The organism is Paenibacillus sp. FSL W7-1279, from assembly GCF_037969845.1.
In the GTDB taxonomy this organism is placed as follows: domain Bacteria; phylum Bacillota; class Bacilli; order Paenibacillales; family Paenibacillaceae; genus Paenibacillus_AQ.
On sequence record NZ_CP150215.1, the window covers coordinates 5,930,853 to 5,946,031 of the forward strand.

The window sequence follows — 15,179 nt, forward strand, 5'->3', positions numbered from 1 at the left end:
GACAAGAGCATTCCCTTTTCTCATCAAACAAGGTATTCTAGTAGTACAAGATTCAATTAGTTGATAAAGGGAGATGTTCATGTCTGGTAAAATTAGAATTTTTGCTGACAGTACTTGCGACTTACCACCTTCATGGATAGAAGAATATAATATCGGCATCGTTCCGCTCTACGTCGTATTCGGAGAACAATCCTTGCGCGACGGAGTCGACATCACGCCGGAACAGCTATACGCCAAAGTTGACCAGATCGGCAGCCTGCCCAAAACAGCGGCACCTTCTCCGTCCGACTTTATTTCGGCCTTCACGCCATCCATTGAGCAAGGCGAGGATATCCTGTTCCTAAGCATTTCATCAGAGCTTTCTTCCACCTACCAAAATGCGTTGATCGCCGCAGGTGAGCTGCCCGAGGGCCGGGTTACCGTGTTTGATTCACGCAATCTTTCCTCCGGTATCGGCCTGCTTGTTATGAAGGCTGTTCATGCAGCCAATGAAGGTTCATCCATACCGCAAATTGTGGAGTTATTAAGCCGCACCGTAAATGAAGTGGAGTGCGAATTCGTTGTCGATACGCTGGATTACTTGTATAAAGGCGGACGCTGTTCGGGCATGCAAAACATCATCGGCAGCCTGCTGAAAATCCGTCCGGTTATCAAAGTCGTGGACGGCGGTATGATCCCCGCTTACAAGGTACGCGGCAAAAAAGAGAAAGCACTGGATCAGATGATCCAGAATGCGCTGGCTCAAGTGGATAAGATGGACAATGATCTGATCGTTGTTGTACATACCATGGCCGAGGAGGAAGCCCGCTTCCTGCAAAAGCAACTGCAGGAGAAAACAGGCGCACGGCAGGTTAGCATTTCTACGGCGGGCTGCGTCATATGCAGCCACTGCGGTCCTCAAACCGTTGGACTCATGTATACCAAGAAGCCTTCATAATATCCTTCAATGGGAAAAGACAGTCCTGCTATGAAACCCTTTTGCTGAAGGACTGTTTTTTCTTTATTCAGGCTTGCCTAACAGCCGCTTAGCACCTTATTAAACGGCCTGCCTATTGGCTAAACATGCCATCCTAGACTAAAGTCTAGGTGAAACATTCCCCGCAGGACCGAGGACATCCCCATTCATTGCATGGTATTCTTGGATTAATCAATCTACAAAAGGAAAGGAACGAAGTTTGTATGACGAAACGTACAATCTTGGCACCGCTGCTCATCCTGCTCGGCGCATACTTGCTCTTAAACCAAGGCGGAACAGTTGGCGCCGGTTCCATCTTCGCCACATTCTGGCCTACGCTGTTCGTGATCCCGTTAGGTCTGTTTTTTCACTGGATGTACTTCTCGTTGGTTGGACGACAGGGTATCGGACTGTTGATACCGGGCGGCATTCTGCTCACAGCCGGTATTGTCAGCCAAATCGCTTCCTTGTTTGACTCGTGGGGTTCCATGTGGCCCGGCTTTATCCTGGCCGTTGCGGCAGGGCTGTTCGAGTTCTACTGGTTCGGATCGCGTAACAAGTGGCTGCTCATCCCGATTAACATTCTGACCGTATTGTCGCTGCTGTTCTTCGTGGTATTCTCAATCGGACCGGTACTGAATTATCTGTCCGTCGTGCAGCCTGTCATCGCTGTGCTGCTTGTGCTTGGCGGAGCTTGGCTGATGCTCGGACGGAAGAGACACGGTTAAGCATCCGGCAGCGCCAATCCGTTAACAACGCATAAAGGCACTCCGAAGGTTAGCTAACCATCGGAGTGCCTTTATATTATGGATACCCTGCTTATGCATTAAGAAGATGCAGCGGCAGCTAAAGTCTCACTGCTTTGAAACAGATGATGAACGCTCCGGATATACCGGACGGTTCTAGTGCCGGAATACATCATGACGGAATGCGTTTCGGCCCGCTGACCCGGCATAAACTTCACGCCGCGCAGGAAATCGCCAGCCGTCACGCCCGTAGCCACGAATAATACGCCTTCGCCGCCTACCATATCCTCCATCGTCAGCAGCTGCTCGGGATGCTTCAACCCCATGTCCTGGCATCTGATGAAATCCTCCGGTGTCTCCGGTATGAGCCGTCCCTGGATTTCCCCGCCCAGGCATTTCAAAGCAGCGGCAGCGAGAACGCCTTCCGGAGCTCCTCCTGAGCCCACATAGAGATCGACCTCGCTGTCCGTGCAGGTCTCGATTGCTCCCATGACATCCCCATGGCTCAGCAGCTTGATTCTTACCCCGGACTCTCGCAAAGCCTTGATCATCGCGCTGTGTCGGTCGCGATCGAGAATGGATACCGTCATCTCCGACAGCGGCTTGGATAAGATCTCCGATGCTTTTCGAAGGGTGACCTCAATCGGATCATTCAAACTCAGCTTGCCCGCAAGCTCGGGTCCAACCGCGAGCTTATGCATATAGATATCGGGCGCATGCAGAAGGGTGCCTCGGGGAGCTGCGGCGATTACGGATAACGCGTTGTTCAGCCCGCTGGCCACCGTTTCCGTTCCTTCGAGCGGATCTACCGCCACGTCCATCTTCGGACCTTTGCGGTTCCCTACGCGCTCTCCAATATACAGCATGGGCGCTTCATCCATCTCGCCTTCCCCTATAACAACGACACCATCCATCGCTGCGGAATCAAAATGCTTGCGCATGGCAACCGTCGCGGCTTCATCAGCACTGTTCTTGTCCCCTCTTCCTGTCCACCGGGCGGATTGCAGCGCCGCTTCCTCCGTCACTCTTACAAGCTCCAATGCTAATGAACTCTCCATGAATGAATCCCTCCTTCAGCTTTTTTCCTTACCGATGCACCTTATTTCAGATAATTCATAATCAGTCCTGCGGATTCCTCAATCGCCTTATCGGTAACATCAATGACGGGGCATCCAAGCTCCGCATACAGCGACAGGGCATAATCCAGTTCCTCTTGTATCCGCTCAAGGGCTGCATACTGCACCTGATGCGGCAGTCCCATGACCTTTAAGCGCTCGCTGCGGATTTTGAGAAGATGCTCCGGCTCGATCGTAAGCCCGATGATCGTCCCGTTCGTGACTTCTCTGAGCTGCGACGGCGGCGACATCTCCGGCACGATCGGGAAATTGACCGTTTTGTAGCCTTTATGAGCGAGAAACATCGATAGCGGCGTCTTGGAGATTCGAGATACGCCCAGCAATATGATGTCCGCCTTCAAAATAGCGCTAACGTCCTTGCCATCGTCATATTGGACAGCGAATTCCATCGCGTCGACCCTCCGGAAATAGCTGTCGTCCAGGCGATGCAGCAGCCCCGGCAGCCGTTTGGGATAGTCGTTGAACGTATCGGCAAAGGCCTGCATCATCGGCCCCATAATATCCACCGTACGAATGTTGAGACGCACGGCTTCCTCCCGTATGACCTCGCGAAGCTCCGGCTGCACAAGCGTGTAGGCTACAAAGCCTCCGCGCCGCGCCACCTCTTCCATCAATTCGGTCAATTCATCCTCGTCGCGAACGTTCATATAACGTTTAATCTCTGTATTCGGAAGCTCGAATTGGCGCAGGGTAGCTTGCACAACTGCTTCAGCCGTCTCCCCGATGGAGTCCGAACAGATTGCTATGAAATGAGTTAATGCCTGATTCATCCGATTCCTCCCATTATTCCTCGGCTACCATGTCGAGCAGCATTTTGATAATATTCGTTTTTGTGATCCGACCGACAACCTTCCAGTGTTCCCCCGGATTCCCCGTAGCGGACGGAACGACAACCGGCAGGCTATCGATTTGATGGTTGATGATTTTCCGGGCGGCATCCAGCACCGTATCTTCCGGCTGCACGGTTGTCACGTTAGCCCGGCGGGTCATGATCAGGCTTACCGGCATGGAGGATGCCGTCGGGTTGCCAAGCGTTACCTTAAGCAGATCCTTGCGGGACACAATCCCGGCCAGATGACCATCGGCATCGGTAACGATCAGATTCCCCACGTTCTCCAGAAACAAGGATACAACGGCTTCATGAATCGTCGTGGTCTCACGCACAATAACCGGAACACCGTGCAGATCGCCTACCTTCATTTTGAGAAGGCGGAACTTCTCCTCCCGGTCGCGCGTTCCCCGCTTTCCCAGAAAGTACCCGACCTTTGGCTTGGCATCAATATAATCCAGAACCACCAGTTTGGATAAATCGGTACGAAGGGTGGCTCGGCTGACATTCAGCATCTCCGCAATCTGATCTCCTGTAATGGGTGCATGTTTTTTTACGATATCGACGATATCCTGCTGCCTTGTCGTCAGTTCGATAGTGATCCCTCCTGCGTGCATTTCCTCTACTTGCCGATATAATACGTCATATATAATATATATGCAACATATTTTCGTCTAAAAAATGCATAATTAGGTATCAATCATTTTTTTAATACCCATCAAAAAAGGTTATAAATCCATAAAAAAGCATGCTTTCTGGAAGATTTCTCCCAAAAAAGCATGCTTTGTTTACATTCCGCTAACGATCATCCATTAATTTTGAGGGTCTGTGCCTTTGCATTCCCCTTTTCCGCAATATCCATAAATGATCTTCACTCCGTCGGTTGGAATCGTGTCCACCATTTCATCACATCTGGAGCATATAATCAGGCCCCATTCCTCATTCGCCTTGCCTTTCGCTGCCTCTGGACTTGTTAACGCTTTCATAACATTTCCTCCTTATGTTTTTTCACTTTGCTGCAAGGCAGTTTACGCTTTGTCATCAAGCGGTAACTCGATTCGCCACATCCTCCTAAAGACCACTTACCAACCGTGTTCACTACATACATCCCTTTATTTTCCACTATATTCTTAATGTATTGGGTAAGAAATGAAGATATGAGTAAATAATGATTAATGTAACAAAAAACATGTTAAGTAATATGTATGACATCATGTTTCACGTGAGGATAGGGGATACCCTTAATTTGGCATGATATGATAATATATACTTCGGATTTAAATCGAAATCGACAAAATAGACGGAGGGTTCGGATTGAAGAACACATGGCAGCTTATTAAAAAAGGAAACACCTCATCCGCCATTGCAGCACTGGGCAACACGGGATTGGCCATAATCAAGGGGATAGCGGCGTCCGTTAGCGGGAGCGGTACGATGTTTGCATCCGCCATGCACTCGGTGGCCGATGCCGTAAACCAGGGGTTTGTATTCGTAGGCAGCGTGCTGGCCGAGCGAAAGCCGACCAAGAAGTTCCCCACCGGATTCGGCAGGGTCATTAATCTGGTCTGCATGGTCGCGGTGATCGTGGTCACCATCATGGCCTACGAAACGATACTGAAAGGTTTCAAGCTGTTAAAGCATCCGGAAGAAGCCACGAATTTCTGGCTTAATTTCATTGTGCTGGCCATTGCCGTTATCATTGATGGCTCTATCCTGATGAAAGCTATGAAAGAGATTATGAAGGAAACCCGTGTTCAAGCATCCGGATTTGCCCTGCTGCCCGCCGCTTTCAAAAATGCCGGCCGCGCTGCCCCGCCTACACGGCTTGTGTTCTATGAAGACATCGTGGCTACGCTTGGCGCCCTCTTCGCGTTGATTGCCATTGTGTTCGCGCATTTCTTCAATTTCCTCATCCTGGACGGAATCGCCACGATCCTGATCGGCTGTCTGATGGTGGGCGTAGCCTTTAAGGTCGGATATGACAATATGGTCGGCTTAATCGGCGTCGCCGCACCGAATGAAGTGGAAGAGAAGATCTCCGAGATCATTCTCGGCGATCCGGATGTCCGCGACATCAATCGTCTTCGCATCCTGCAGGAAGGCCGCAACTATCATGTGGAGGCCTACATTGAACTGAAGAAAGGAATGACCCTGGCCGAGGCCGGCCATTCCAAAATGAGAATCAACGCCCTGCTCACCCAGGATCCGAACATTTCGGATGTGACCTTAGGCATCCTGGAGGACGATGGAATCAAGCTCTGGAATCCGAGCGAGACTATAGATAGCTAAAGGGAAGAGGCGCACCTCAGAGTCCGAATGGACCTTGGGTACGCCTCTTTTTTCATACGGTCTCTTACTGATTGCGCTTCAGGAATTCGACCATCCGCGCATAAGCGATTTTTTCGTTGGCCTTCTTCGTAATGCCATGCCCCTCGTCATCGAACACGAGATACTCCACATCACGGCCTTTCGCCCTCAAGGCCTCGACGATTTGGTCAGATTCCTCTTTGACGACACGCGGATCGTTAGCCCCTTGGATGATCAGCATCGGGTTCACCATATCATCCAGGTACGTAATCGGCGAATCCTTGATAAAGCGTTCTTTATCCCGTTCCGGATCGCCTATCCAGCGCTCCATAATCGGCTTCCAGTGCTCGGGTACCGAATTGTAGAAGGTAAACAGGTTGCTGACCCCGACGATATCAATCGCCGCTTTGAAATACTCCGGATTACGTCCTGCCAGCAGCAGAGTCATATAACCGCCGTAGCTTCCGCCCATCACAAAGAGCTTCTCACGGCTCGAAATGCCTTGCTCAAACAGCCAATCCATGCCTGCCAAACAATCCTTTCGCGGTCCCTCGCCCCAATCCTGCTCCACCAATTTCACGAAGGAACTGCCGTAACCCGTGCTTCCCCGGAAGTTCGGACAGAAGATGTGATACCCTTTGGCCAGAATATACTGGAACATGGAACGGAACTGCTTGCGTTCCGAGGCTTGCGGGCCGCCATGCGGCCAAAAAACCGTATAACCGTTCGCCACATGGTCTTTGGCTCGGAACAGGAGCGCTTCGATCTCCATACCGTCAAAAGAAGGATACGTCACAACCTCCGGCGTCACCATGTCCTCGTCGGTTAATCCTGTCAAAACGTTCTTCGTAATCATACTCCATGAGCCGCCTGCGTAACGGTAAATGTTAAGCGGCTTCACGGCGCCGCGGGCGAGCAGGTACAGATTGCCGGACTTTGTCACGTTGAGCTGCTCCACGATATCCGATGGAAGAGGAATGGCGGTTAACGCCCCGCTGTCGAGCGAATAGGCATACAGTCGATCCTCCACCCCTTTTTCCGTGACGATATAGAGAGTCCGTGAATCCTTATGGTAGCGCAAGAGCTGGATGCTCTCCCGGTCGAAACGGCACAGCGGTTCAAACTTCTGCTGAGGAATGTCGTAAGTGGCTACATATGAAAATTCCGATTCGTAATCCGTTGCGAAAATGACCTGGTCATTGCTGGCGAACAGCACATCGCCCGAGATGTGAACCTGATCAGGGGAAGGTGTCAAGCAGAGCGGCTGGCCGCCTTCACGCTTCACGTAACTGACATAGTAGGTGTTGGCATACATTTTCGTATATGCGATGGTTTTCTCGTCGGGGCTCACGGCACACATTTCGGTCGACGTCACCTCGCCTTCATGCAGCAAATGATCCTCCTTGGTGTCCAGATGATATACGCGCGAATTCAGGAAGGACGGATTCCCCTTCGATGTGACGTAATACAATCGCTTGCCATCCTCCGACAAATGCACGAAATAATGTTTGTCATCCGCATCGGCCCCTTCGAACAAAGGCATCGGCTCGCCGCCGTTCCAGCGCAGCGCATGAAACTGATAATTTTCATTCCCGTCACGGTCAAACGCCGTTAAGATATGTCGCCCTTCCGGGTCCAGCTTGATAAAGCTTGCGATCTGGTCATTGTATGTAAGCGGATAAGGGTAGGACGTCTCCCCTTCTAACTCCATGGCCCATAAATTGAACTTTCCGTTTAGACTGCTGCTGAATACAAGCCGTGACTCGTCTGCACTGATTCCAAAGGTACGAATGCCATAAGTTTGAAAAAATTGCTCCACATCGGGTTTAGGAAATTCGATCATTCATTTGCCTCCCTGACCTCATCTTATTATCCATCGGTTAATAAATGGTGAAGTCTGCCAAACCGCTGGATTAATCCCATTATAACGCAAAGCTTTCCGAGGGGCATCGTTACATGGTCTGGCAGCTCGCTACGTCTGTGGAACGAGACGGGACTCTTTTTTCGCAGAAGCCCGTACATATTCCCGGCATCCCCTCGTCAGCCCGCATATCTGCAGCAAGATTCCATATAAATGATAAGAACCATGTTTTTAATAACGAAGGGGGGATTCTCGTGCACCAAGACGAGATCGCGGAACTGGAACGTTCCATTGCGGAGATTACCGAGATCGCTACAGGCTTTGGCCTTGATTTTTACCCTATGCGATATGAAATCTGCCCGGCAGACATCATATATACCTTCGGCGCATACGGCATGCCTACCCGGTTCAGCCACTGGAGCTTCGGAAAAACCTTCAATAAAATGAAGATGCAGTACGACTTCGGCCTTAGCAAAATCTACGAGCTCGTGATCAACTCCAATCCATGTTATGCGTTTCTTCTGGACGGCAACTCCCTGATTCAAAATAAACTCATTGTGGCCCATGTCCTTGCACACTGCGATTTCTTTAAAAACAACGCCCGCTTCTCCGTCTCTAACCGTAATATGGTTGAGAGCATGTCGGCTACTGCCGAGCGTATCTCCCGTTACGAGATTGAGCACGGCACGGAGGCTGTGGAGCAGTTTATCGACGCTGTGCTGGCGATTCAAGAGCATGTGGACCCGCATATCGTAAGGCCGGATAAACTCGATAAGCAGCGATACACCGCACGGCGGATGCAGGAGCAGAAGGAGGAAGCCAAGCGACAGAAACCTCCCGGCCGGTATGACGATTTATGGGATATGGACGAAAACGGCGAAGACAAAGCCGATAAATCACCGGCAGCACCCAAACGCTTCCCGCCCGAGCCGGAGAAAGACATCATGTGGTTCATTCAGGAGCACTCCGACATTCTGGAGGATTGGCAGCGGGACATTATGAGTATGCTGCGGGAGGAAATGCTGTACTTCTGGCCGCAGATGGAAACCAAAATCATGAACGAGGGCTGGGCTTCGTACTGGCATCAGCGCATTCTGCGGGAGATGGACCTGACCAGCGAGGAAACGGTGGAATTCGCCAAGCTCAACGCCTCGGTCGTGCAGCCGTCGCGCCACAGCCTGAACCCCTACTACCTGGGTCTGAAAATCTTCGAGGATATCGAACGCCGCTGGGATCGGGAGAAGATGTTTGATGTGCGCGAATACGACTCCGATATTTCCTTCCTGCGCAATTATTTAACGAAGGAACTCGTGGAGGACCTGGACCTCTATGTCTTCGAGAAAAAAGGGCCGGAATGGAAAATCACCGACAAGGCGTGGGAAAATATCCGCGACCAGCTGGTCGTCTCCCGCGTAAACGGCGGCTCGCCGTTTCTCGTGGTAACCGACGGCGATCATCTTCGCTCCGGTGAGCTGATGATCAAGCATCTGTATGAGGGCATAGAGCTTGACCTGAAATATATGGAGCGTACCATCCCTTATGTTTACCGCCTCTGGGGCAAACCCGTGCATCTGCACAGCATGATCGAGGGCAAACCGATCCTGTTCTCCTACGACGGCAAGAAGCTTCATCGGCGATTTATTTAACAGCGCAGCCCTTGATAGACAATATGGCGCCATAGAGCAGCAGCACCCGCGCTGGGGGATTCCTCCATGTGCGGGGTGCTGCTGTTGTTTAGGGATATCCTTCATCCGTTTGCTTCTTGGATCCCTGTTATACACTTACCTTCTGGGATATGGCTCCCTCTTGGACATCATGCTTCTGAACATCATATTCATGCTGAAGTGATTCCAAATCATCGGCCAGCTTTTCCATCATTTTCACAAAAGCAGCCAATTCCTGCGAGCTTGCCGCCTGATTTCGTGCGTTCAAGGATGTTTTCTCTGATTCCTGCTCCACAAGCCCCAGCTTGCGAATAATGCCGCTGACCTTGTCCTGAATCTCGTCCATCGCCTTCTTGGAATGGGTGGCCAGCTTTCGAACTTCCCCGGCAACCACCTCGAAGCCTCTGCCTAATTCCCCGGCATGAGCAGCCTCAATCGCCGCATTCAGACCGAGCAAGTGGCTCTTATCCGAGATTTCCCTGATCAAACTTCCCATCTGCTCAATATGCAGAATTTCTTCGCCCAGCTCGGAAGTCAGCGTATGCGCTTTATCCTGTGCTTCCGCTGTTTTGATCGCATTGTCTGCCATTAACGCCGCGCTTTGATCCAGCTCCACGATCATGGCCGTCAATTCTTGAACCGCATTTGTAATCGCTTCCAACATTCTTTGTTGATCCGATACCAAATTGTTGATTTTCTCTTTCTCTTTCATTTCGTAAGCTTCCAGAACGAGCTGGGAATCCAGATTAAACATCTTGCTCAGGGCATGCACCACTTGGATCCACTGATCCGGTACGATTTGCTTCAGTAAGTCGGTAGCGATATCCAGATAAACCATGTAGCTTCCAAGGTAATAGTCCGTTTTCAGTCCGATTCTGGAGTGAACTTGTCCGATCTTAATCCGTTCGGCAATATAAGCGTCATCCACTCTTCCTGCCGCAAGGGACATCCAGTATACCCGCTGGGTCTCCTTAAGCCGTTCCACGGTCGAGGTGCGCTCGATAATCTGCATCAGCTGCGGCTGCGTCCCGATCTGTGCGTAAAACCGGTTAACAACCTCTTCAACCACCTTCGCAAACACGTCGCGATGATTGGCCAGCAGCTCCAGCCCTTGTTCATCCAATCCGATATACTCCAACTGTTGGCGTCTTTTCGGGGAAACATCAATCATTTCGATAACTCCACTCCTAAATAGCGTGATCCATATCACAGGTTCAAGTACTTAGGGTCCATTATAGACTATATTTACCATATAAACATAATCCTAAAGTCCTAATTGTGTGTATATTTGCACCACCCAACCGGGCCATTTCATCCCAAAACATGAGAAACCACCCTAACTTCACAAGTGGTTTCTCATGGCATTCCGTTATTCTATTCGATATTACCGATTCAACAGACTGCCCACATAACGCAGCAGCTCGTTCGCGCATACCGGGCAGTACCCATGCTCCTCGATCAGTCTGGAGCTCACCTCGTTGATCCGTTTTAACTGCACGGCATCCGGCGTTTTCGTCGAGGTTGTAATCTTGACGATATCCTTCAGGTCGGTGAACAGCTTCTTCTCAATCGCCTCGCGCAGGCGCTCATGATTGTGATATTCGAACTTTTTGCCCTTTCGGGAATAAGCCGAGATGCGAATCATGATCTCCTCCCGGAAAGCCTTCTTTGCGTTTTCCGAGACGCCGATCTGCTCCTCGATCGAACGCATCAGTCTTTCGTCCGGATCCATCTCCTCATCGGTTAACGGATCGCGGATTTTCGTCCAGTTGCAGAATGCTTCGATGTTATCCAAATAATTCTCGAACAGCGTCTTGGCAGACTCCTCGAAGGAATACACAAAGGCCTTCTGGACTTCCTTCTTCGCCAGATCATCATACTCCTTGCGTGCAGCGGCAATAAAATTCAGATAGCGCTCCCGCTCCTCCTTGGCAATCGAGGCATGCTGATCCAGCCCATCCTTGATCGCCCGCAGCATATCCAGCGCGTTAATGCATTGAAGATCCTGCTTAATCAAAGCACTGGATATCCGGTTAATGACATACCGCGGATCAATCCCGGACATGCCTTCTTCCAGATATTCATTCTGCATCTCCTTCAGGTCCGCTTCTTTATACCCTTCGACTTCCACACCGTCGTACATGCGCATCTTCTTGATCAGATCCATGCCCTGCTTCTTCGTTTCCTTCAGACGCGTCAAGACGGAGAATATCGCGGCAGATCGAAGCGCGTGCGGCGCGATATGGATATGCTTCATATCGCTTTGGCCGATCAGCTTCGAGTAGATTTTCTCCTCGTCGCTGACTCGCAGGTTATACGGAATCGGCATAACAATCATCCGGGATTGCAGCGCCTCGTTTTTCTTATTGGCGATAAATGCTTTGTACTCGGATTCGTTGGTGTGAGCCACGATCAGCTCATCCGCGCTTATCAGCGCGAACCGGCCCGCTTTAAAGTTCCCTTCCTGGGTCAGGGAGAGCAAGTTCCATAGAAATTTTTCGTCGCATTTCAGCATCTCCTGGAATTCCATCAAGCCGCGGTTCGCTTTGTTTAACTCACCGTCAAAGCGATAGGCGCGCGGATCCGATTCGGAGCCGTATTCCGTGATGGTGGAGAAATCGATGCTGCCGGTCAAATCGGCAATGTCCTGCGACTTGGGATCCGACGGACTGAACGTGCCGATGCCGACCCGGTTCTCCTCGGAGATTAATATCCGTTCAACTTCAACCTTTTCGATATCGCCGCCGTACTCGGTTTTAAGCCGAAGCTGGCAGGCCGGGCACAAATTCCCCTCGATCCGGACGCCGAGCTCCTTCTCGATCTCCGGTCTTAGCTCCATCGGAATCAAATGCAGCGGCTCTTCCTGCATCGGGCAGCCGGCGATCGCGTATACCGCTCCGCGGTCGGTACGGGAATGCTTCTCCAGGCCGCGCTTCAGCAGCGTGACCAGCGTGGATTTCCCGCCGCTGACAGGCCCCATAAGCAGCAGTATGCGTTTGCGCACATCCAGCCTGCGGGCCGCGGAATGGAAATATTCTTCAACGAGTTTCTCGACAGCCCGGTCGAGACCGAAGATTTCCTGTTCAAAAAACTTATATTTTTTCTGGCCCCCGCTCTCTTCGAAACCGTAGGATTCGATCATGTCATATACACGGGCATGTGCCGTCATGGCTGGAGAGGGATCCTTCTTAAGTATTTCAATGTATTCCCTGAATGTGCCGCTCCACGCCAAACGGTCGCCTTCTGCCCGATACGATGCTATGCGTTCGAAAATATCCATTTCGCTACCTCCTATGAGTCTGTTTATGGGGATTGGCTTCCATTCCACAGCGTCATTAGAAAACATTCCATTTTCGAAAAAGTGTATTACATACCTATGCGACTTGCTTGGAATAGTTGACCTTATTTTCGAAGTCATGCGCATGCAATTTTATCTAACCACCGGTCCATTCTACACTCGGGTACGCCATGCGAGCCGTCCCCATGCTATACTGAAATTACATTAACTTGACATTAAAGCATCTTTCGAATAAAGGAGAGTCATCATGGCGATAAAGCATGAAGCCGAGCTGTACGCTCCCCTGAAGGCCTTTTTTGAACTAAACGGTTATGAAGTGAAGGGTGAAGTACACAATTGTGACCTTGTCGGCATGAAAGAGGGCGCCGATGAACCGCTGATCGTGGAGCTGAAAAAAACCTTCAATCTGGCCCTTCTGCTCCAGGGCATCGAGCGGTTAAAGCTGACCCCCTACGTTTACCTTGCCGTCGAGAAGAGCCGGGCGAAGAAAGGAGCCGTCAATCAGCGCTGGGCGGAGCTGACGGGGCTCTGCGGACGTTTGGGACTAGGACTCATTACGGTCACCTTCTACAAAACCAAAGCGCCCTTCGTCGAGGTGCTCTGTGAGCCGGAGATCGCCGTGCAGAAGGGACGAACCGCCATCAGGCGCAAGGAACGCCTATTGTATGAATTTCGGGAGCGCAGCGGCGATTACAACACGGGCGGGGTGACGAGAGCCAAGCTGGTTACCGCTTATCGCGAGAAGACGCTGCGCGTTGCTGCTGCCATGAATGCGGCGGAAGTGGAGCAGCGAAGCTCGCGCGAACTGCAGGAGGGGCATGAGCTTCAAGAAGTTACACCCGCGGTGCTGTCCGGTATTTCTCCCGCGGCCGTGCGGGATCGAAGCGGCGTGGGATCGGCGGCTGACATTCTGCAGCGCAATTACTACGGCTGGTTCCGTCGGGTAAGTCGCGGTCGCTACGTGTTGACACCGGCCGGCGTACAAGCTCTGGCAGACTATGCTTCCGTATTGAAATCATAGATTCTGCATGTAGAACTCCGAACAAGTACATATTCGCCCATGAAAAAAAGCCGCTGATTCTATTCCGAACCTGAAATCAGGCTCAATCAGCAGCTTTGCTATGTTATACACGATTCGCATAAAGAAACCTTCCATGTCTAATTCCGGGCTGTAAATTCCATCACGGCTTCGCTGATGAGATTCATGCCGAGCAGCAGCTCATCCCGCCCCGGGTGCGTAAAATTCAGCCGGATACACTCACGGGTACGATCTGCCGCCGAGCACATCGAGCCTGGCAGGAAAGCGGCTCCTTTTAATAGAGCGGCTCTTAGGAGCGCATCCCCATTCAATCCCGGAGGCAGCTGTACCCAGAGAAACATTCCCCCGGGAGGCACCGCATACTTCGAATCCTTCCACGCGCTGCGTTTCAGCAGCTCCACCATCAGCTTGAGCCTCGTTGCGTATTCCCGATTAAGCATGCCGATATGGTCCTCCAGCTTGAAATGCTTCGATTCCAGCAGATGGTGCAGCATCCGCTGGTTCAGCATGCTGGATTGCCAGTCGGCCATCTGCTTCACGGCCGTCATCATCTCAATCAAGCGCCGGTTCCCGGCAGCCCATCCCGTACGCAGCGCCGGCGCTACCGTTTTACTGAACGAGCCCACATACAGAACATGTCCTCCCTGCGGCTCCTCTAGTGAGAAGATGGAAGGAATTCGGGGTTTCGGATTCTTGGCGTCCGCAAAATAAAGATCGCCGTAAGAATCATCCTCCACGATAAGAAGTCCATGCGAGATACACAGCTCCAGCACCTGCTGACGCCGCTCCAAGCTCCACATCACGCCTGTCGGATTGGTAAAATTGGGCGCAGCCATAAGCAGCTTCGGCTTGTGCTGCCGGATCATGGCCTCCAGGTGCTCCGGCAGCATCCCGTCTTGATCTCCCTCCACAGGCACGATGGCGGCACCTTGGAGACGCAGCACCTGGAGCAGTCCCGGTGAGGTGGGGTTCTCCACCAGCACCGGATCGCCCGGGTCCACGTACACCCTGACAAGCAAATCGATGGCCTGCTGCGTCCCCGTGGTCAGCAGAATATGCTGCGGCTGGACGCTCAGGCCTTTACGGCGGGAAAAGTCCTCGCTCAGCCACTCGCGCAGCGGTCCATAGCCTTCGGCCTCACCGTACTGCAAGGCGAGCGGGTCCTCGGAGAGCACCGAGGTCGCCGCTTCTGCCAGTGAATGCAAAGGAAATAACTCTTCGGCCGGCAGCTCTTCTGCCAAGGAAATAAAAGAATCCCGCTTCGCAAGTTCCCTGATATCGCGCAGCGGGGATGACAAAAGGGTCTGTGCACGGGAAGCAAAGGAATACTGCATGGAAGTCCCT

The 15,179-nt window shown here is 51.7% G+C and carries 13 protein-coding genes; 5 read left to right on the forward strand and 8 right to left on the reverse strand.

Annotation, left to right across the window (positions count from 1 at the left end):
- The first annotated feature begins 79 nt into the window (after nt 1-79).
- Together MKY82_RS26780 and MKY82_RS26785 are read left to right on the forward strand one after the other, a co-directional pair.
- On the forward strand, nt 80-937 hold the full coding sequence (locus tag MKY82_RS26780; RefSeq protein WP_216530574.1) for a DegV family protein: 858 nt from the start codon (nt 80-82) through the stop codon (nt 935-937).
- A 242-nt stretch (nt 938-1,179) separates the two neighbouring features.
- Complete coding sequence (locus tag MKY82_RS26785; RefSeq protein ID WP_009595848.1) at nt 1,180-1,683, forward strand: hypothetical protein; 504 nt, start codon at nt 1,180-1,182, stop codon at nt 1,681-1,683.
- Nucleotides 1,684-1,781: 98 nt separating this feature from the next.
- Here MKY82_RS26785 and glpX read toward each other — a convergent pair whose 3' ends face one another.
- From glpX to MKY82_RS26805, 4 genes are all read right to left on the reverse strand, one after another.
- Complete coding sequence (gene glpX, locus MKY82_RS26790) at nt 1,782-2,759, reverse strand: class II fructose-bisphosphatase (RefSeq protein WP_071217884.1); 978 nt, start codon at nt 2,757-2,759, stop codon at nt 1,782-1,784.
- 41 nt (nt 2,760-2,800) lie between these two features.
- Nucleotides 2,801-3,607 carry a pyruvate, water dikinase regulatory protein gene (locus MKY82_RS26795; RefSeq protein WP_071217883.1) on the reverse strand — a complete coding sequence of 269 codons (807 nt, stop codon included), beginning with the start codon at nt 3,605-3,607 and terminating at the stop codon, nt 2,801-2,803.
- A 13-nt stretch (nt 3,608-3,620) separates the two neighbouring features.
- Nucleotides 3,621-4,283, reverse strand: coding sequence for a helix-turn-helix transcriptional regulator (locus tag MKY82_RS26800; protein ID WP_194544283.1), 663 nt, complete (start codon nt 4,281-4,283; stop codon nt 3,621-3,623).
- 195 nt (nt 4,284-4,478) lie between these two features.
- Nucleotides 4,479-4,652 (reverse strand): GapA-binding peptide SR1P, encoded by a 174-nt coding sequence (locus MKY82_RS26805; protein WP_074961774.1) that lies wholly within the window; start codon nt 4,650-4,652, stop codon nt 4,479-4,481.
- Between the two features lie 328 nt (nt 4,653-4,980).
- On the opposite strand from MKY82_RS26805, the gene MKY82_RS26810 reads away from it, so the two are divergent.
- A complete protein-coding gene (locus MKY82_RS26810; protein ID WP_194544285.1) occupies nt 4,981-5,955 on the forward strand; it encodes a cation diffusion facilitator family transporter in 975 nt (324 codons plus the stop codon).
- Nucleotides 5,956-6,019: 64 nt separating this feature from the next.
- Here the strand turns inward: MKY82_RS26810 and MKY82_RS26815 are convergent, their stop codons facing one another.
- Nucleotides 6,020-7,816, reverse strand: a complete 1,797-nt coding sequence (locus tag MKY82_RS26815; RefSeq protein WP_194544286.1) for a S9 family peptidase — start codon at nt 7,814-7,816, stop codon at nt 6,020-6,022.
- A 272-nt stretch (nt 7,817-8,088) separates the two neighbouring features.
- Here MKY82_RS26815 and MKY82_RS26820 point away from each other — a divergent pair, with 272 nt between their 5' ends.
- A complete protein-coding gene (locus tag MKY82_RS26820; protein ID WP_194544287.1) occupies nt 8,089-9,480 on the forward strand; it encodes a SpoVR family protein in 1,392 nt (463 codons plus the stop codon).
- A gap of 127 nt (nt 9,481-9,607) precedes the next feature.
- Here the strand turns inward: MKY82_RS26820 and MKY82_RS26825 are convergent, their stop codons facing one another.
- The gene (locus tag MKY82_RS26825) at nt 9,608-10,669 is read right to left on the reverse strand and encodes a globin-coupled sensor protein (protein ID WP_339294752.1); all 1,062 of its coding nucleotides are present in this window, start codon (nt 10,667-10,669) and stop codon (nt 9,608-9,610) included.
- 213 nt (nt 10,670-10,882) lie between these two features.
- Nucleotides 10,883-12,778, reverse strand: coding sequence for a PrkA family serine protein kinase (locus MKY82_RS26830; RefSeq protein ID WP_194544289.1), 1,896 nt, complete (start codon nt 12,776-12,778; stop codon nt 10,883-10,885).
- A 265-nt stretch (nt 12,779-13,043) separates the two neighbouring features.
- On the opposite strand from MKY82_RS26830, the gene MKY82_RS26835 reads away from it, so the two are divergent.
- Complete coding sequence (locus MKY82_RS26835; protein WP_194544290.1) at nt 13,044-13,817, forward strand: DUF2161 family putative PD-(D/E)XK-type phosphodiesterase; 774 nt, start codon at nt 13,044-13,046, stop codon at nt 13,815-13,817.
- Nucleotides 13,818-13,954: 137 nt separating this feature from the next.
- On the opposite strand, the gene MKY82_RS26840 is transcribed toward MKY82_RS26835, so the two are convergent.
- Nucleotides 13,955-15,169: a PLP-dependent aminotransferase family protein gene (locus MKY82_RS26840; RefSeq protein WP_339294753.1), complete on the reverse strand. Its 1,215-nt coding sequence runs from the start codon at nt 15,167-15,169 to the stop codon at nt 13,955-13,957.
- Nucleotides 15,170-15,179: the final 10 nt, after the last annotated feature.

Bases quoted from the DNA above. Each gene is read 5' to 3' on its own strand.
- MKY82_RS26780 (WP_216530574.1), top strand. From the start codon at position 80: ATGTCTGGTAAAATTAGAATTTTTGCTGACAGTACTTGCGACTTACCA.
- MKY82_RS26825 (WP_339294752.1), bottom strand. From the start codon at position 10,669: ATGATTGATGTTTCCCCGAAAAGACGCCAACAGTTGGAGTATATCGGA.
- MKY82_RS26795 (WP_071217883.1), bottom strand. From the start codon at position 3,607: ATGAATCAGGCATTAACTCATTTCATAGCAATCTGTTCGGACTCCATC.
- MKY82_RS26835 (WP_194544290.1), top strand. From the start codon at position 13,044: ATGGCGATAAAGCATGAAGCCGAGCTGTACGCTCCCCTGAAGGCCTTT.
- MKY82_RS26805 (WP_074961774.1), bottom strand. From the start codon at position 4,652: ATGAAAGCGTTAACAAGTCCAGAGGCAGCGAAAGGCAAGGCGAATGAG.
- MKY82_RS26815 (WP_194544286.1), bottom strand. From the start codon at position 7,816: ATGATCGAATTTCCTAAACCCGATGTGGAGCAATTTTTTCAAACTTAT.
- MKY82_RS26840 (WP_339294753.1), bottom strand. From the start codon at position 15,169: ATGCAGTATTCCTTTGCTTCCCGTGCACAGACCCTTTTGTCATCCCCG.
- glpX (WP_071217884.1), bottom strand. From the start codon at position 2,759: ATGGAGAGTTCATTAGCATTGGAGCTTGTAAGAGTGACGGAGGAAGCG.
- MKY82_RS26800 (WP_194544283.1), bottom strand. From the start codon at position 4,283: ATGCACGCAGGAGGGATCACTATCGAACTGACGACAAGGCAGCAGGAT.
- MKY82_RS26785 (WP_009595848.1), top strand. From the start codon at position 1,180: ATGACGAAACGTACAATCTTGGCACCGCTGCTCATCCTGCTCGGCGCA.
- MKY82_RS26830 (WP_194544289.1), bottom strand. From the start codon at position 12,778: ATGGATATTTTCGAACGCATAGCATCGTATCGGGCAGAAGGCGACCGT.